General features: G+C 39.8%; 14 protein-coding genes. 5 read left to right on the top strand and 9 right to left on the bottom strand.

The features are described 5' to 3' along the window. On the bottom strand, window positions 1–1,284 hold the full coding sequence (locus CE058_RS01635) for an NAD(P)/FAD-dependent oxidoreductase (protein ID WP_048009242.1): 1,284 nt from the start codon (window positions 1,282–1,284) through the stop codon (window positions 1–3). Window positions 1,285–1,687: 403 nt separating this feature from the next. Between CE058_RS01635 and CE058_RS01640 the strand changes: the two genes are divergently transcribed. Then, a complete protein-coding gene (locus CE058_RS01640; protein ID WP_163139862.1) occupies window positions 1,688–3,205 on the top strand; it encodes a sodium-dependent transporter in 1,518 nt (505 codons plus the stop codon). Beyond that, complete coding sequence (locus CE058_RS01645; RefSeq protein ID WP_156185133.1) at window positions 3,205–3,312, top strand: MetS family NSS transporter small subunit; 108 nt, start codon at window positions 3,205–3,207, stop codon at window positions 3,310–3,312. Before CE058_RS01640 ends, CE058_RS01645 begins: the two co-directional genes overlap by 1 nt. A 183-nt stretch (window positions 3,313–3,495) precedes the next feature. Here the strand turns inward: CE058_RS01645 and CE058_RS01650 are convergent, their stop codons facing one another. The 7 genes from CE058_RS01650 to CE058_RS01680 all read right to left on the bottom strand — a co-directional run bounded on the left by CE058_RS01650 (window position 3,496) and on the right by CE058_RS01680 (window position 11,254). Further along, a complete protein-coding gene (locus tag CE058_RS01650; RefSeq protein ID WP_163139864.1) occupies window positions 3,496–4,815 on the bottom strand; it encodes a flavin monoamine oxidase family protein in 1,320 nt (439 codons plus the stop codon). 71 nt (window positions 4,816–4,886) lie between these two features. Next, window positions 4,887–6,302, bottom strand: coding sequence for an amino acid permease (locus CE058_RS01655; protein WP_048009239.1), 1,416 nt, complete (start codon window positions 6,300–6,302; stop codon window positions 4,887–4,889). Between the two features lie 68 nt (window positions 6,303–6,370). Continuing rightward, the gene (locus tag CE058_RS01660) at window positions 6,371–7,462 is read right to left on the bottom strand and encodes an aromatic ring-hydroxylating oxygenase subunit alpha (RefSeq protein ID WP_048009238.1); all 1,092 of its coding nucleotides are present in this window, start codon (window positions 7,460–7,462) and stop codon (window positions 6,371–6,373) included. A gap of 197 nt (window positions 7,463–7,659) precedes the next feature. After that, on the bottom strand, window positions 7,660–8,412 hold the full coding sequence (locus tag CE058_RS01665) for an amino acid ABC transporter ATP-binding protein (RefSeq protein WP_163139866.1): 753 nt from the start codon (window positions 8,410–8,412) through the stop codon (window positions 7,660–7,662). 94 nt (window positions 8,413–8,506) lie between these two features. Next, window positions 8,507–9,163, bottom strand: coding sequence for an amino acid ABC transporter permease (locus CE058_RS01670; protein WP_048009236.1), 657 nt, complete (start codon window positions 9,161–9,163; stop codon window positions 8,507–8,509). 53 nt (window positions 9,164–9,216) lie between these two features. Beyond that, window positions 9,217–10,371 carry a saccharopine dehydrogenase family protein gene (locus tag CE058_RS01675; protein WP_048009235.1) on the bottom strand — a complete coding sequence of 385 codons (1,155 nt, stop codon included), beginning with the start codon at window positions 10,369–10,371 and terminating at the stop codon, window positions 9,217–9,219. Window positions 10,372–10,450: 79 nt separating this feature from the next. Beyond that, window positions 10,451–11,254, bottom strand: coding sequence for a transporter substrate-binding domain-containing protein (locus CE058_RS01680; RefSeq protein WP_163139868.1), 804 nt, complete (start codon window positions 11,252–11,254; stop codon window positions 10,451–10,453). 231 nt (window positions 11,255–11,485) lie between these two features. On the opposite strand from CE058_RS01680, the gene CE058_RS01685 reads away from it, so the two are divergent. After that, complete coding sequence (locus CE058_RS01685; RefSeq protein WP_048009233.1) at window positions 11,486–12,160, top strand: GntR family transcriptional regulator; 675 nt, start codon at window positions 11,486–11,488, stop codon at window positions 12,158–12,160. 72 nt (window positions 12,161–12,232) lie between these two features. After that, entirely contained in the window at window positions 12,233–13,432 is a 1,200-nt protein-coding gene (locus tag CE058_RS01690) for a CdaR family transcriptional regulator (protein WP_048009232.1), read from the top strand. A gap of 53 nt (window positions 13,433–13,485) precedes the next feature. On the opposite strand, the gene CE058_RS01695 is transcribed toward CE058_RS01690, so the two are convergent. After that, window positions 13,486–14,652: an NAD(P)/FAD-dependent oxidoreductase gene (locus CE058_RS01695; protein WP_048009231.1), complete on the bottom strand. Its 1,167-nt coding sequence runs from the start codon at window positions 14,650–14,652 to the stop codon at window positions 13,486–13,488. Window positions 14,653–14,829: 177 nt separating this feature from the next. Between CE058_RS01695 and CE058_RS01700 the strand changes: the two genes are divergently transcribed. After that, complete coding sequence (locus tag CE058_RS01700; protein WP_286167832.1) at window positions 14,830–16,119, top strand: CdaR family transcriptional regulator; 1,290 nt, start codon at window positions 14,830–14,832, stop codon at window positions 16,117–16,119. The last annotated feature ends 42 nt before the right edge of the window (window positions 16,120–16,161 follow it).

Raw genomic sequence — 16,161 nt, forward strand, 5'->3', positions numbered from 1 at the left:
CTACATATTGACAGTTATAGTTTGATTTTTATGTGCCTTCTTAGAAGAAAACCTGTCCGGTCTAAACGGGGTTAAATCAATATCTGACATTCCCTTAGTAATGAGGTCACTCATAATACTTCCTGTTGATAATGCCATGGAAATTCCACTCATTGCATGGCCGGACGCGATATATAGATTATTCAGTGAAGGCGCTTTGCCTATAATAGGCAAACCATCAGGAGTCATTGACCGCATTCCGCACCATGCCTGTTCATCTCCACGAACAGAAGCCCGTAAATATTGAGCTGCAGAAATCTTTAAACTATCAATTCGCCGCTGATCCAGATTAGTATTAAGGCCAGACAGTTCCATGGTTCCTCCAATTCTAACAGAATCATGAAACGGGCTAATTGTCACTCTTGAATCACCTAAGTAAAGCGGCTGCTGAAACTGAATGGAAGGATTAGAAATAGTGATGCTATATCCTTTCCCTGCTGTCATGGGGATGTGAAATCCCACTTGTCTTAAAATCAGTCCCGCCCAGACCCCTGCAGTGACAAGAAAGTGATCCCCTTCAATGGTTCTCTTTCGGGTTTTAACCCCAGAGATCTTGTCCCCTTCTTGGATAAATCCCATTGCTTCTGTGTGAGAAAGAACCTCAGCCCCATTTGAAATAAGCCATTTTTTTAGAGCTTTGGTAAGGGATTCAGGCCTAACATGCCGTTCAGCAGGGAGATATATGCCACCAGCCACTGCATCAGAAAGGGCCGGTTCCATTTCCATTACTTCTTTTTTTGATTTTGCTGCAGGCGCCGGCAAACCGTAGCTTTCAACAATACTATAGTTATCCAGCTTTTCATCAATATACCTTTGGTCTAAAAAGACAAAAAGCAGCCCTTTTCGATGCATTTCAAATTCGAGACAGCCCTCTTGCTCGAGCTCATCGAACAAACTCAATGTTTTTCTGCTCAATTCCAAGCCTGCGGTATACCCCCTTTGGTAGGATTCTTCACTGCAAAACTTCCAGAATTGCATGAGCCAGGGTGATAAAGAGGGGACAATGGCTGGCTTAATATATAGAGGGCTATCCCGCTTTATCATCCACTTCAAACTTGACTTAATCAGACCGGGAGCAGGAACCGGATCAGATAAACTGGGGCACACCCAACCCATATTTCCGCTCGAACATTCCGCTCCGGGATCACCTTTATCAATTAGTACTACATCCATTCCCTTTTTCCTAAGGTAAAAGGCGCATGCTAAGCCAATGATACCTCCGCCAATAATAATAGCCTTCGTCATTCCCTTCCCCTCCATTGTGAGTAAATAAATTTAGATAGTACTATAATTATAGAGGGAGAATTTTCTGAATAAAATGTACAATATTAATGATAAAAGATAATTTTCTACTGTATTTTTTGTGGTATTTTACATCTTCACGTGAATAATCTTTAAAGTTTAGCTGGAAATTTGGTAAAACTAGTCTAATTTCTACAGGAAAGAGTCTCATTTTTTATGAAAGTTGCACATAGATAAAGACGTTCAGAGATTATATATTTAATATGCAGAATTTTTTAAATAAATAGAATAATAGTTAGTGAAGGAGGGTAGTTCTTATCGTTTGATCTATTTATACAGTATGCGCCCTATAGATGTTTTAAAGATCCTGTGCTTTTGAGTCTTGATAACAAAGGGGTTGTTAAATTTGAAAGAAAACCAGGTAGTTTGGGGTTCAAGAATCGGATTTATATTAGCAGCAATGGGAATGGCGGTGGGTACAGGAAATATTTGGAGGTTCCCGCGAATGGTTGCTGAACATGGCGGAGGTTCTTTCTTAATCGGCTGGGCCATTTTTTTATTTGTCTGGTCATTGCCGCTTATCATGGTTGAAATCTTCATAGGAAGAAAAACCAGAATGGGAACGATGGGGTCATTCGGAGAATTTATCGGCAAACAATTTGCCTGGTTCGGACCTATCATCACAATCGTTTTAGCCGGAATCACATTTTATTATTCTGTAGTAGTTGGCTGGACTTTTAAGTATTTCATCTTAGCATTACAGGGAACTTTTGCAGAAAAAATTGACTCAGCTGCTCAGTGGGAAAACTTTACGAGCAGTGGAGCAGAGCCAGTTATTTATCATTTTGCTGCAGCTGCACTTTGCGGACTTGTCGTTTTTATAGGGATTACAAAAGGAATTGAAAGAATGTCTAAAATCTTCCTGCCGCTTTTATTCCTCTTGCTCATCTTTACTGCTGTCCGTTCCATCACCTTGCCGGGTGCTATGGAAGGGCTTTCATATATGTTTACACCACAGTGGGAATATCTAGGGAAAGCATCAACCTGGCTCCAGGCATTATCACAATCCGCGTGGTCAGTAGGTGCTGGATGGGGATTATATGCAACTTATGCCATTTATACAAAAAAACGTGACGATATTGCCCAAAATTCATTAACAGCCGGCCTGGGAAATAACTCAGTCGAATTACTTGCCGGTTTAACCATCATTCCTGCCATCTTTGCTTTAGCACCTTCACAGGAATATATTACCCAGGCTACAAGTTCAGGCAATACCGGCTTAACCTTTATTTATATGGTTGAATTGCTCAGTGTCATGCCTCAGACTTATTTCTTTGGCGTTGCATTTTTTGGAGCTTTGGCTTTTGCGGCTTTTACTTCTTTGGTTGCAATGGTGGAATTAATAACCAGGAACCTATCAGACTATGGTATCCGCAGAAACAAAGCAATCCTGCTGACTGTTAGTTTAATTTTTCTAGGCGGTATACCTTCAGCCATTAATATGAAAGTGTTTAATAACCAGGATTGGGTTTGGGGAGTTGCACTTCTGCTCTCATGCTTCCTGTATGCATACGCTGCGATAAAATATGGTGTCGAAAAAATGCGTGATGAAATAAATGAAGTCAGCTTCATTAAGGTAAATAAATGGTGGGTTTATTCCATTAAATATCTAATACCAGCTCTGTTTGTCATAGTAACTGGATGGTGGCTATATCAGGGTGTGACATGGTATCCGGACACTTGGTGGAAGCCGTTTGAAGAATTCAATGTGGGAACAATATTCCTTCAGCTCGGAATTACTTTCCTGCTTGCATTCGTTCTGCTCCGATTTAATAAAAGATTAAGAAGCTCTGTAAAAGAAGAAGGATTGAACGGTCAAGAAGCTCCGATTTCTTCAAATACAGGCATCAAGGAGGAATTATAATGACTGCATCTGCAATAATTATGATGATCTTAACCTTGGGCTTATTCTGGGGGGGCTTTTCCTATATGGTTTATAGAACCCTTACAACAGACTACGATGACAAATAAGAAAAACCGCAAGGCGCCCGCCTAATGGCGACAATCTTAAGTATAAGTGATTGGCTTAAGACCTCGAGGCGATTTCGCTTAGAGCCAGACAGTTATCGAAGTTCTAAATTTTATAAATATTTTATTATTAAAAAAGGTGCAGGGTACCATCATTTGATGGTTAGCCTGGCACCTTTAAATTATTTATTCAGCATGAACATAATGTTTGCTAATTAAATACTTATTTACTTTCCTGCTTACAGTTATTCCGTTCTCTATTGCGCCGTCAATGAAGCCTGCCCAGCCATTTGCATAAGTTGAACCCGCTAAAAACACAGAACCTTCCGGTGTGTTCCACTCTTCATGATAAGCAGTTAACTGTTTGGGTTTCAGCATAGGCCATGTTTCTTTCGAGAACTCGTCATTGACCCAGTCATGGCCTGTGCTTTCCAGTACTTGTATATCCGGAATCCAGTATTTCAATGCCGCTTCTACCGCTTCCCTGTCGTTTGGATTCAGTTTTGCTGCACTTGGTCCAAAACCGACAAGGATGCTATTGCCATCAGCATACCGATCCAAATGAACTGAATTTAAAGGATAGCTGCCAGGGGCTAATGCATCGAATGCTTCTAACTCCCCTTTTACTTTTGCCCAGACTTTAACTCCTTTTGAGGTTTGTCCCTCTCTGGAAGATTCCCGTTTAGCTTCAGAAAGCGCTGGCTCGAACTCTATGTTATTCAGAGTCGTTAATGGCACTGTAACGATCACTGCCTTGGATTCATAACATTCTCCATCTGCAGTATAGACTTTAGCAGCTCCATCTTTATGTTCTATTCGTCCAGCGATGGCAGATAACTTAATTTCAGCATTACTGTCCGCAGCAATTGCTTCGATTAACTTTCCGGTTCCATCTTTTAAGCGGTAACTTGAGACCATCGCACTGTGAGTATCCCAGTTTCCTTGGGAAAATGCCCACCATCGAAATATCTGGGTTACAGCACCCTCTGCAGGATCGCCGCAATAATCCGATGCAATCCAGCCATGCAGCACATCGAATTCCTCTGCTGTTAAATTGATATCTTTTAAGAATTGCTCTCCAGATACATGATCCAATTTTCGAAAACTGTCGGTATGAAGGGGGGCAAAAGGAAATGGCATGTGTTTGCTGCTTTCCTTCATGACCCGTTCAACAGTTGCTCTAAGCCTTTCTTTAAACTCAGCCGCTGGGGATGAATACGTCTTTCCTCCTGTGATCCAAAACACTTTTTTTGCTTTTGGCCCAGAAGCCAGTTCAAGCCCATATCTTGTAATTTCAGACCATACATGAGGCTGATGCCAATGAACATATGTGCCGCCCATTTCGAGGTCTGTCCCTAAACGGTGATCCACCCATGTTCTGCCGCCGAGTCTATCCCGAGCCTCCAGGACTAATACTTTTTTGCCCAGCAGGTTTAATTCCCTTGCAGCAGTCAATCCGGAAAAACCTGCGCCAATTATAATAACGTCATAATCTTTTGTATTCATTACCTTCATTCTCCCCTCAGTTTGATGAAATAAACTGCAGGGCCATAGAGGCGAACTGCAGTTACATTTCTTTATATTTCATCCCTCACAGCCGGTGTTACATTTTCTGCATTAATAGGCAGCGTAATCTTTTTGCGTGTATACATGAAGTAATAATACACATAACAAAGGGCTATAAATCCAAAGCCCCAATATAGAGAGGTTCTCTGTGTAGGATCAAAAGCCATAACTGCAAAAATGGCCAGACACATGACAATGCATAGGATCGGGATAAAAGGATATAAAGGCACCTTATATTGTAAATCCTCCACGTTACCGCCATTTTTCATATATTGTCTGCGAAACCCTATTTGTGCTGCGGCAATGGCCAGCCATGTAAGTGTGCCACCTATGCCGCTGACAGCCAGCAGAACAACAAATAAAGTATCTGCTGCTACATAACTTGTTAACAGTGATAACAGTGCAAAACCAAGAGTCACTAAAAGGGCATATGAAGGAACACCCCGTTTATTCAGCTTTCCAAAGACTTTTGGAGCCATCCCTGTTTCTGAAAGCGAGTACATGATTCTTGTACAGGCGTAGAGACCCGTGTTTCCGACAGATAAGATGGCCGTTAGGATAACAAAGTTCATAATATCTGCTGCATATGGTATGCCTACCATATCAAAAACGGTTACAAACGGACTTTCCATCACCCCAGCTTCTTGCCATGGAACAATGGCTGATAAAACAAAGATAGCCAGAACATAGAACAGCAGGATTCGAAAAACGATAGTACGGATGGCTCTTGGTATATTTTTTTCTGGCTCTTCCGTCTCTCCTGCAGCCACACCCATAATTTCCGATCCCTGAAATGCATAGATCACAGACATCATTGAAATAAAGACCCCAACCAGGCCTGCAGGGAATATACCGTCACCAATGAAATTGGTTAAATAAGGGGCAGGGGAGCTGTCCATAGAAATAATGCCAAAAATTGCACCTAATCCAATTATGATAAATAAAATGACAGTCAGGACTTTAATACCAGCGAACCAATACTCTGTCTCAGCAAATGCTTTCGTTGTAAGTGAGTTGATTGAAAATAACAGGACTATAAAAATTGCACACCAAATCCATGTTTGAACATCCGGAAACCATCTTTTCATCAGCAATCCTGCAGCCACGAATTCAAGTCCGACATACATGGCCCAGCTCAGCCAATAGACCCAGCCGACAACAAAGCCTGTTGCGGGACCAATAAACTTGGTCGCATGCGCCTGAAAGGAGCCTGAAACAGGCATAACAACTGATAATTCTCCCAGACAAACCATAGCCAGATACATTAGAAGACCGCCAACAAGGTACGCCATTATTGCACCTGCTGGACCAGCCTCACCTATTGCATACCCCGACCCGAGGAATAATCCTGTGCCGATAATCCCTCCTAATGACATCATAAATAAGTGGCGGCTTTTCATTTGCCTTTTTAATTTTGATTGACTCATATTTTCACCCTGCTTTCAGATTAAATTAAATCTTTTATTCGTAAGCGCTTACAAAACGGTGAAATATTTCAGTCTGCGGCTGCAGCTGTATCTTTAGGAAGCGGCAGTACTTTTTCTAGATCTCTCTGAATCATTAAATGAAAATGGTGAACCAGATTTTCGGTAAGCGAGAATCTTCCTTGTGAATAAGCCCCTGTGTCGATCCCTTTTTGTACCATCTGACAAATATCAAGATCTTCTTTTCTGACAAGCTCATCCATTTTCATTAACTCTTTTTCTTCCTCTGTAACCTCATCACCCATAAAAAACGTTGTGTACACATATTTTGTAGTTTTAGCATCTATTGGTATAGACTGATGTATGGATAGATTAGGCGGCCCAGGATCGAAAGAAAACCATGTATTTGGGTAAAGCCAATAATATCTGCCGCCTTGTCCCATCTCAAAGTCTAAATTTCTCCCCTTTAAAGGTGTTCCCTGATAAGAATAGTAATCGGACATGGTCATTTCGTATTGTTTCATATCCAGTTTTGAAACGAGTGTCTTATGTACAATTGAACAGTGATCACACTCAAGATAGTTGTCAATTCCTATTTTCCAATTTGAACGGCAGATGGTTTCTTTTACGGACACACGATTTAAACGATCCAAATCATATTTTGACACATGCTTGAAAAGATCAGGGTATTGGATTTCCATTGAAACAGCATCAGGATTAAGATTGACAAAGATAAACGAGTGCATAATCTCAAGTTTAATCGTTTTTAAGCAGAAATCCTGATGGTCGAAATGATCGCATCCCTTCATATTAGGAGCACTGAGGAGCGAACCATCTGTGCGGTATGTCCAGGCATGATAGGGACAAGTAAAAGCGGCCTTATTCCCTTCCCCTTCCACAAGCTTGGAAGCGCGATGAGAACATACATTATAAAACGCACGCAACTCTCCGTCCTGTCCGCGGCTAATAATAATAGGACGGTCAGCAATCTCAGCCGTAAAATAGTCTCCCGGCCTGCTGACTTGGCTCATATGTCCTGCATACTGCCAAGTCTTTCTGAAGATTTCTCTTTTTTCTGCCTCTAAAACTTCTGGATCCGTATAGATCCACGATGGCAGTGTATGTGCTTCACTTAAGTCAGTACTGACTCTAACTTCTTTCACGATTTACTCCCTCCCTTTTACAAATTACATCTAATAACACTGCTAACAGTGTATTAAACTTATTTTAAATTAAAAATATTCTGAATAATATGTTTAAAATGACCAAAAAACAGGGATTGAAAAAAAACTATTTTTGGTTTTTTTATCTAAAAAAACTGCAGGCGCAAGCTCTGCAGTTCAATCCCTAAATTTATTCGCTAATCATTAACTTGCATTAGAAAGCGTTTTGTCCGTTCTTCCTTCGGGTTATTAAAAATGTCTTCAGAACTTCCCTCCTCAACAATTACACCGCCATCCATGAAGATGATTCTGTCCGCTGCCTCTTTCGCAAATTTCATTTCATGGGTGACAACTACCATGGTCATGCCTTCATTTGCCAAATCCTTCATTACCTGGAGAACTTCCCTGACAAGTTCTGGATCTAATGCCGAAGTAGGTTCATCATAAAGCATTACGGCAGGGTTCATTGACAGCGCTCGTGCTATTGCTACACGCTGCTGCTGTCCTCCTGACAGCTGTGAAGGATAATGGTGGCAGCGTTCTCCAAGTCCCACTTTTTCAAGGAGAGTCTGCGCTAATTCCGCTGCTTGTTCTTTCTCCATTCCCTGCACAACGATTGGACCTTCCATGACATTTTCAATTGCTGTTTTATGAGGAAACAAATTAAATTGCTGGAACACAAATCCAGTTCTTTTCCGCAGTTCTCTTATTTCATTTTTACGTGAACGATTTGGCTTGCCTCCTGCAGCAATTTTTTGAGAGCCAATCTGAATGGTGCCTTCAGTTGGTTCCTCTAAAAAGGTCAAACAGCGGAGGAGAGTGGATTTACCTGAACCGCTCGGCCCCATCAGGACAACAACTTCACTTTTGTTTACAGATAGGTTTATCCCATGAAGGACTTCCATTTCTCCGAATTTCTTTTTTAAATTTTCTATTTGTATTACACTCATGATTGCCCCCCATCCTTCGATTTGCCAGATGATTTTTCATAAAAGGCTATCTATTTTTATAGGAATGCCTGCTTTTGCAAAATACCCAGTGGAATTATACAGCTACATGCTTAGAAGCTCGTTTTTCAAACCGATCCAATATTGCTGTAAAGAATGCAATCAAAACCCAGTAAAGTGCAGCTGCAACCAAGTAGATTGTCAGCGGCTCAAACGTTTTGGCAATTATTAAAGAAGACATTTGCAGCAGCTCTGTAACTGTAATGACAGATACAAGAGAAGTATCCTTGATTAAAATAATAAAGGTATTCGACATGGTGGGTATGGCTACACGCAGGCTCTGTGGAAGTATAGTATGTCTCATGGCCTGGCTGTAGGTCATTCCCAATGATACGGCGGCCTCCATCTGTCCCTTGTCAATTGATAGAATGGAGGCGCGGAATGATTCAGATAAATACGCTCCAGCGTTTAAGCTTAATGCGAGAATCCCGGAAGGGATGGGATCAAGTTCAATATTAATTTGCGGCAAACCATAATAAATGACAAAAATTTGTACCAGCAGCGGAGTTCCGCGAAAAATAGATACATATACTTCAGCTGTTTTAACTAATACGGAAATTTTTGAAATTCGTCCCAAAGCTGTAAAAAAACCAAGAAAAAGTGCAATCACAATGGATATTACAGCTAAAAATATAGTCATCAAGGTTGCATATAATAATGGCGGCAAGGCTTCTATTACAATTAAAAAATCCATAAGCACTCCTCCTTTTAACTATCTTCTTCCTCTGGTTATGCAAATATTAATCATTATACAAGGACTTCTTCTTTAAATCTTATGTTTATCCCTAATTCACCCAATTGTTCCATGAATGGATCAAAACGGTCTTTAATAATAAGCTCTTCTACTGAAACAATGCCCTTTTCGGCAATTTTTCCTTCTGCAATCCAATTAGCCAATAACATAGCAGGAAGAGCAGTAGTTTTAGCCATAGAAGTAATATTGCGTTCATGGTCATAAAAATCAACCATTTCCCACGTGTATTTCGTTTGGACACCTGACTTCTTTCCGTTAACTTCAACGCGCAAGACAGTGATGTCTTCTTTGGTCTTGCCTTGAAGCTTTGGAGCTAAGACTTTTTCAGAGAATGCACGCGGCCTGATTTGCGTTCCATTAATATCAATTGGTTCATCATCAAAGAAACCAAGCTGACTGAGGAATTGCATTCTTTCCCAATGCCCTTCATACCTTACCGTTTTTTCATATAGTCTCTTCACTTTATCTTTTAACGTATAGGCGGTACTATGTGCATCTGTAATGACCGCTTCACACATGCCAACCGGTTCAGGAAATGACATTTTCTCTAATCCGGATAATGCCGGAAGTTCAACCAGCTCGCCATTTTCAGCTGCTAATGCAGGCCTTGTATACAGGCCGAGTACGCTTTCAAGCCGGAACACCACTTGGTACCATAAAGGCGGCTGGGGAAACCGAGGAATCCCTCCGCATGTCATAACTGCTTCCTCAGCCTCATCGAGCATTTCGATGCCTTGAGCTGCCAAAAAGTTAGTTATCCCCGGCGCAACACCACATCCTGGGACAATAACCACCCCAGCCTCCTTGGCTTTCTGGTCAAGCTTCACTTTTTCTTCATACTTGGATCCTACTAAATCCACTAAATGACACTTTTCTTTGATAGCAGCTTCAATGGCTAATGGACTTAATGAATGTGGCAGACAAGCAACAGCAATGTCCGCATCCTTTAATACAGTCTGTATATCTTCTATTGTTTCAAGAGACGCCTGTTTACCATACACCTTTTGGGTATTGGCTATTTCAACACACTTTTCCACACTGCTTTCATTCACGTCAACAGCAGTAACCGCCTCAATATCAGGAAACTTTGCCAATTCACATACTACAGTAGTGCCTATCATTCCAGTCCCTAAAACAACAGCCCGCATAATTTCTCCTCCTCTTAAATATTTCCCTTTTTAAGTAAAGACAGGAGCAGAGACATCCTGTCTTTAAGGGATAAATTCTTTAATTCTCTAATGGTTCCGTTCCAAACCACTTCTTATAAATTTCAGAATATGTTCCGTCTTCTTTCATATCTGCCAATATCTGATTGACTTCCTTAACAAAGTCATCATTATCTTTCTTAATGGCCATTCCGATTTCATCCTTATTAACAATGTCACTTGAAATCTTGAGCGGCAAATCATTTTCTTTAATGTTATAACTCATTAATAATTGGTCGTTAATGATTACATCGAGACGTTTGTTCATCAGATCAGCAATATAATCATTAACAGCCTTATATGTCTTTACATTCGCTCCGTCCACACTGTTGGCAACTTCTTCAAAAGTAGTTCCCCCTCCGACACCGACATTTTTTCCTTTTATATCTTCTAGTTCAGTAATTCCATCTGTATCTTCTCTTGTTATCAGGACTGAACCAGTCACAACATAAGGATCGGTAAAATCAACGCTTTTTTTCCGCTCTTCAGTTACCGTCATTTGTGCTATCACAATATCAAACTTATCCGATTTCAAACCTCCAATAAGGCTCTCCCACTTAGTAGCAACAAATTCAGTTTCAGCACCTAACCGCTTTGCTATTTCATTAGAAATATCAACATCAAAGCCATCATATTTCTGATCGTCATTCAAAAAGTTAAAAGGAGGATATGTACCCTCAAATCCGACTTTCAGTACTTTAGACTCCTTAACCCGAGCTAACACACTGTCTGATTTACTTTCACCTGATGTTTTGTTTCCTCCGCAGCCAGCCAGTATTCCAGCAATGATCAGAACAACCAATGAAATCAAAAAGCCCTTCTTCATTCCGTCTCCCCCTTAATTTCAATATTTCAGAATGCCAACACAGGCTGCAAAAATGTAAGTCTATTTTCTATACACTCTAAAATATTGTTGTTCAAAATTGTAGAACAATCTACAAGATTAGTGTAAACTTAGGTTATGTAATTGTCAATATTTTTTGAATATTATAAATATTGTTATATTAATATAAGATTGCTTTTTACAGAAGAAGATTCTTTTTCCGGAGGTATGTATATGAAGAAGGTTTCCATGGAAGAAAACGTGTATAACCATATTAAAACAGCTATACTTGCAAGAAAATTAGCGCCAGGAAAACAGCTGGTGGAACATTATCTATCAAACTCTCTGGGTGTAAGCCGCACTCCCATCAGGAATGCAATCAAAAGATTATCTTTGGAGGGTCTGGTAGATATAATCCCAAATAGAGGTGCTTTTGTAACGAATCCAACGAAAGAAGAAATGATACAAGCTTATGAATTGAGATCTAGACTAGAGTATATTGCAGTATGCCAAGCTATGAATGTCTTAACTGAATCAGATTACAGGACCATTAAGGGAAATCTTGTAAATGAAAAAGAGGCACTTTATAACAGAAACCCGGAAGAATATGTACGGTTTAATAAGGAATTTCATATTAGCATCACGCAAAAATGCGGCAATAAATTTTTGAACGAATTTATTTTGAGGCTTATCACTCAGACGAATATCTATCTAATCCTTTTTGATGATTTTTTTTCAAACCCAAAACAAGAACCTTATAGTCCTGATGAACACAGCCATATACTTTCTCTAATTGAAGATAAGGATACAGAAAAATTAGAAATAGTGTTAGAGAATCATTTTAAACGTGCTATAACCAGCCTGGAAACTCATTATTACCGTTATAAAGAGATTGATGAAATCTTTTAGGCAATCAAAAAACTTATTGGTGATTTTGCGGATAACTTGAGAATGTATTGTGTTTAGAAAGGAATGCAAAAAATGAAAATCCTTGAAAATATCGCTCAGGACATTGTAGAAAAAACGAGTGAGATATTGGAGTATCCCATCAGCATTACCGATAACGAGGGATATATCATTGGTTCAACGGATCAAAGCAGAATCGGGATCTTTCATCGTCCTTCACTTGAAGTAATTAATAAAAATACGACGGTGGTCTGCAGGAATGAAATAGAAAGAAAAATTCTTCCTGGTGTGTCTGCTCCTATAAAGTTTAACAATAAAGTAATTGGTGTGCTTGGAATTGTGGGCAATCCCGCTGAGGTCGAGAAATATGTACAGCTTGTCAAAAATCAAGTTGAAATGATGTGCCAGGACGCTTTCCGGAAAGAAATGGTGGAGCTGAAAGAAAAGATGGCAGAAATGCTGGTTCATCAACTTATTCATTATAAAGATTCTGAACAAGAAGAAAAAGAGCATATTTTCCAGTATGCGAAACTGCTCGATTTTGATCTCTCCATCAATCGGACCTGTATTATTATTGATGTCACGAACCCTCTATCAGGTGACCGGAACCTTTTTGGGGATCTTTCGTTTCAATACTTTCAAAAAGAAGTGCTAAGCTTTTTAAAGTTAATCTTTCATGAAAATGACAATGATATCGTGTCTTTTCTGGACTTCAAACGTTTCATTATTTTTAAATCCATGCCCTTTTCTCAGTCATTTGCATCTTTCCTGGAAACTTTGGGTGAAAGGCTGGAAAAAATCAATTCGTTTCTAGATGCTAAATACAATGTTTCTGCAAAGATTGGTGTGGGAGATGTTCAAAATGGCCATAAAGGATGCTATGAATCTTACCAAAATGCTATGAAAGCAATGAATATTGGCCTGGGGTTTCAAGAACACCCTCACATTCATTTGTATAATGAGCGGGAAGCCATGCTGAGTCTTTTGCCAAGAGAGCTTTCTCCTGCCTATAAGCAAAAACTCTTAAACTTGATATCTTCTTTATTAGAGCAAGATAATTATGAGGTATTATCGTCCACCTTTACGGGATTCTGCAAATACAATATGAACTTGAGTGAAGCTTCAAGAAATATGTTTATCCACCGGAACACCATCATTTACAGACTGGAAAAAATCAGCGAAATCACTTCCCTCAACACCAGCAGCTTTGAACATTGCATGCTTCTCTTTACTGCCATTAAATGCTTTGAAGAAATGCAGGCAACATCACGGTGAGACATTACAAAAAACACCTTCAGTAAGAGCCTGGCTCTTACGAAGGTGTTTTATTAATATATCGCATCTTCGATAATAAGGTCTTTCTCTGCAAAACGTTCCACTCTTAATGGAGATAAGTCCAGTGTTTCATAGTTTCCCGTCCGAATCAGCTCAGACAGGCACTTTCCGACTGCAGGAGCCTGCTGCATGCCATGTCCGCTGAAGCCAAAGGCAACATAGTAGCCTTTCATTGTCGGGTATTCACCAAGAATGGCATTATGGTCTTCCGTGTTAAAATCATACAGTCCTGACCAGCCTCTTTCGATCTTGGCATGCTCGAAGTTCTTGATCCGGTTTGCCAGCACAGGCCAGATGTGTTCCTCAAAAGCAGATCTTCTCCATTTAAAGTTGATGCCAGGCTCAATTTCCTCCGCATAGCCGGATATAAATTTTTCCCCTTCATGCCGGAAATAAACACCTGTTGGGTCCATCGTTAATGGGAGATAGTTTTTAAGCGGCTCCTTAATATCAAATTGAAAAATCTGTCTTGGAAGCGGTACAACGGGAAGCGGCAGTCCGGCTTTATCTCCCAATATGGAAGCCCAGGCCCCTGCACAATTCACCACAACAGGAGCATGATATTCCCGGCCATCAGCAAGTTTGATGCCCTTCACTTTCCCTGTTTCAGTAATCAAACTCTCCACTTCATCGTAAATATATTCTGCACCAAGCTTTTTGGCATATTTCACATAGCCAAGCATGACAGAATATGGATCTAAATAGCCGCTTTCACTGCAGTACAGGCCGCCGGCAATATCATCTATATTAAGTTCTGGGATAATATTTAATAGACCTTCCCCTTCTACAAGCTGTGAATGTATGCCATTTTGATTTTGAAGCTTTAAGTGTTTTTCAAAACGGGACATCATTTGATCAGTGGCTAAAAATAAGTAGCCCCTTTGCTTAAAATCAATCTCTGCCGCTTCACCGTCAATGGACATGTTCTGTGAAAAATCTTTATAAATCTGAAGGCTGTATTTGCTGAGCTGCATATTGATGACGGTAGTATACAGCTGTCTGAATCCTCCAGCGCTCCTTGGCGTCGAAGCAAATTCATAAAGCCCATCCTTCTCAAATACCACAATCTTACCCGTGTATCCATCGTTTAACAAATTATAAGCAATGCTTGAACCGATGACTCCCCCGCCAATAATAATAATATCTGCATGGCTTGACAATTCGCTTCCCTTCCCTTCTTTCCAGCATTATATAGTTATAATGTTACTGATTAGAAGTCTGGGATGCTATGTGCAAATTACACAGAAAAAGAATATTTAGAAAATTTTTAATTGTGTATTTTCACAAGGGTTTTTACTTATTGAAGAAGAATCTATTAAGAATTAGCAGAAAAAAGGGTGATCCATTTGAGTTTTTTAAAAGAAATCTCGCAATTAATTGTAGATAACACCTCGAATATAATAGAATACCCTATTAGCATCAGCGATAATAAAGGCATTATTATTGGTTCCAGCGACATCAGCCGATTAGGAAGCTTTCATCAGGCTTCTCTTGAGATAGTGGAGCGAAAAACAGCCATTGCGTATGAGGTGAACGAAGCAAAAAAACTCGATAACGTATTGCCGGGTGTAGCTGCGCCAATCATGATCAATCATGAACCAATTGGAGTCCTGGGGATTGTAGGGGAGCCTGCTGAAGTGTGGAAATATGCACAGCTGGTAAAAAGCCATGTGGAATTAATGTGCCATGAGTACCTAAAAAAAGAATTGAATGCGATTGAATCAAAAACCTTGGATAATTTAATCCGTTATCTCTTAAACTCTCAGAAGCAAGAGGATATGGAGTACAGCATAAGATATGCCAAAATGCTTGGATATAATTTGGAGTCTGATCATAATCGGATTTGCTTATTAATCCAATTCGAAATAGACCTGAATGCCAGCCATTTAGCCAAAGACGGACAGATTTCCGATAAGTATTCCTGGCCTTTCCTCCAAAATAATTTTTCTGAGATACTAAGCTACTATTTGGCGGACAGTAAAGAAGATATTCTTTCTCCACTGACACTTGATCAATTTCTGCTGATTAAAGTTGTGAATAAGGAAGAATCTCATGACCTTTTTATCAAAAGACTGGAACATAAGATACAAAGATTACTGAGATATTTAGAAAACGAAAATAATTGTACAGCGAGCATCTCCATTGGCAGCTCAGAAAAAGGAGCACTTGGAATAAAAGTTTCCTACCAGGCAGCTTTACAGGCATTAACAGCTGGAAAACAATCAAACCGCTCTCCAAAAATTTTCTACTATAATGATTGGAACATTATTTTTGAACTGTTAGGAAACGGCTTAAATCAATATGTTAATGAGAGATTACATGAAAAATTGGAGGATTTCATTAATCATGTAAATTTTCCAATCCTTGCCCAAACCTTCCTGGCTTATTGCAAATGCAGCATGAATATGAGCGAAACGGCACGTATGCTGTTTCTCCATCGAAACTCACTTGTATACCGCATGGAAAAAATAAATGAACTTACCTGTTTGGATATTTCAAGGTTTGATCACTGTATGATGTTATTTTTCGCGATTAAAAATTCAGGCGTACCTGCTCCAGAGCTGCAGGTAACAAAAGACACACTGGCAGCGGAACATGCCGGAGATATCTCCCTTTTAACCAGATAGATTTAAAATAAAATGAAAAGCAGCAAATATAATTTGCCGCTT

Origin of the sequence: Bacillus sp. 22-7, from assembly GCF_010628845.1 — a bacterium.
GTDB classification, from domain to species: domain Bacteria; phylum Bacillota; class Bacilli; order Bacillales; family Cytobacillaceae; genus Cytobacillus; species Cytobacillus firmus_B.

What these genes read in the sequence shown, in the direction of transcription:
- CE058_RS01655 (WP_048009239.1), bottom strand. Translation starts at nt 6,302, where the DNA reads ATGAGTCAATCAAAATTAAAAAGGCAAATGAAAAGCCGCCACTTATTT.
- CE058_RS01670 (WP_048009236.1), bottom strand. Translation starts at nt 9,163, where the DNA reads ATGGATTTTTTAATTGTAATAGAAGCCTTGCCGCCATTATTATATGCA.
- CE058_RS01680 (WP_163139868.1), bottom strand. Translation starts at nt 11,254, where the DNA reads ATGAAGAAGGGCTTTTTGATTTCATTGGTTGTTCTGATCATTGCTGGA.
- CE058_RS01645 (WP_156185133.1), top strand. Translation starts at nt 3,205, where the DNA reads ATGACTGCATCTGCAATAATTATGATGATCTTAACCTTGGGCTTATTC.
- CE058_RS01635 (WP_048009242.1), bottom strand. Translation starts at nt 1,284, where the DNA reads ATGACGAAGGCTATTATTATTGGCGGAGGTATCATTGGCTTAGCATGC.
- CE058_RS01690 (WP_048009232.1), top strand. Translation starts at nt 12,233, where the DNA reads ATGAAAATCCTTGAAAATATCGCTCAGGACATTGTAGAAAAAACGAGT.
- CE058_RS01665 (WP_163139866.1), bottom strand. Translation starts at nt 8,412, where the DNA reads ATGAGTGTAATACAAATAGAAAATTTAAAAAAGAAATTCGGAGAAATG.
- CE058_RS01675 (WP_048009235.1), bottom strand. Translation starts at nt 10,371, where the DNA reads ATGCGGGCTGTTGTTTTAGGGACTGGAATGATAGGCACTACTGTAGTA.
- CE058_RS01685 (WP_048009233.1), top strand. Translation starts at nt 11,486, where the DNA reads ATGAAGAAGGTTTCCATGGAAGAAAACGTGTATAACCATATTAAAACA.
- CE058_RS01650 (WP_163139864.1), bottom strand. Translation starts at nt 4,815, where the DNA reads ATGAATACAAAAGATTATGACGTTATTATAATTGGCGCAGGTTTTTCC.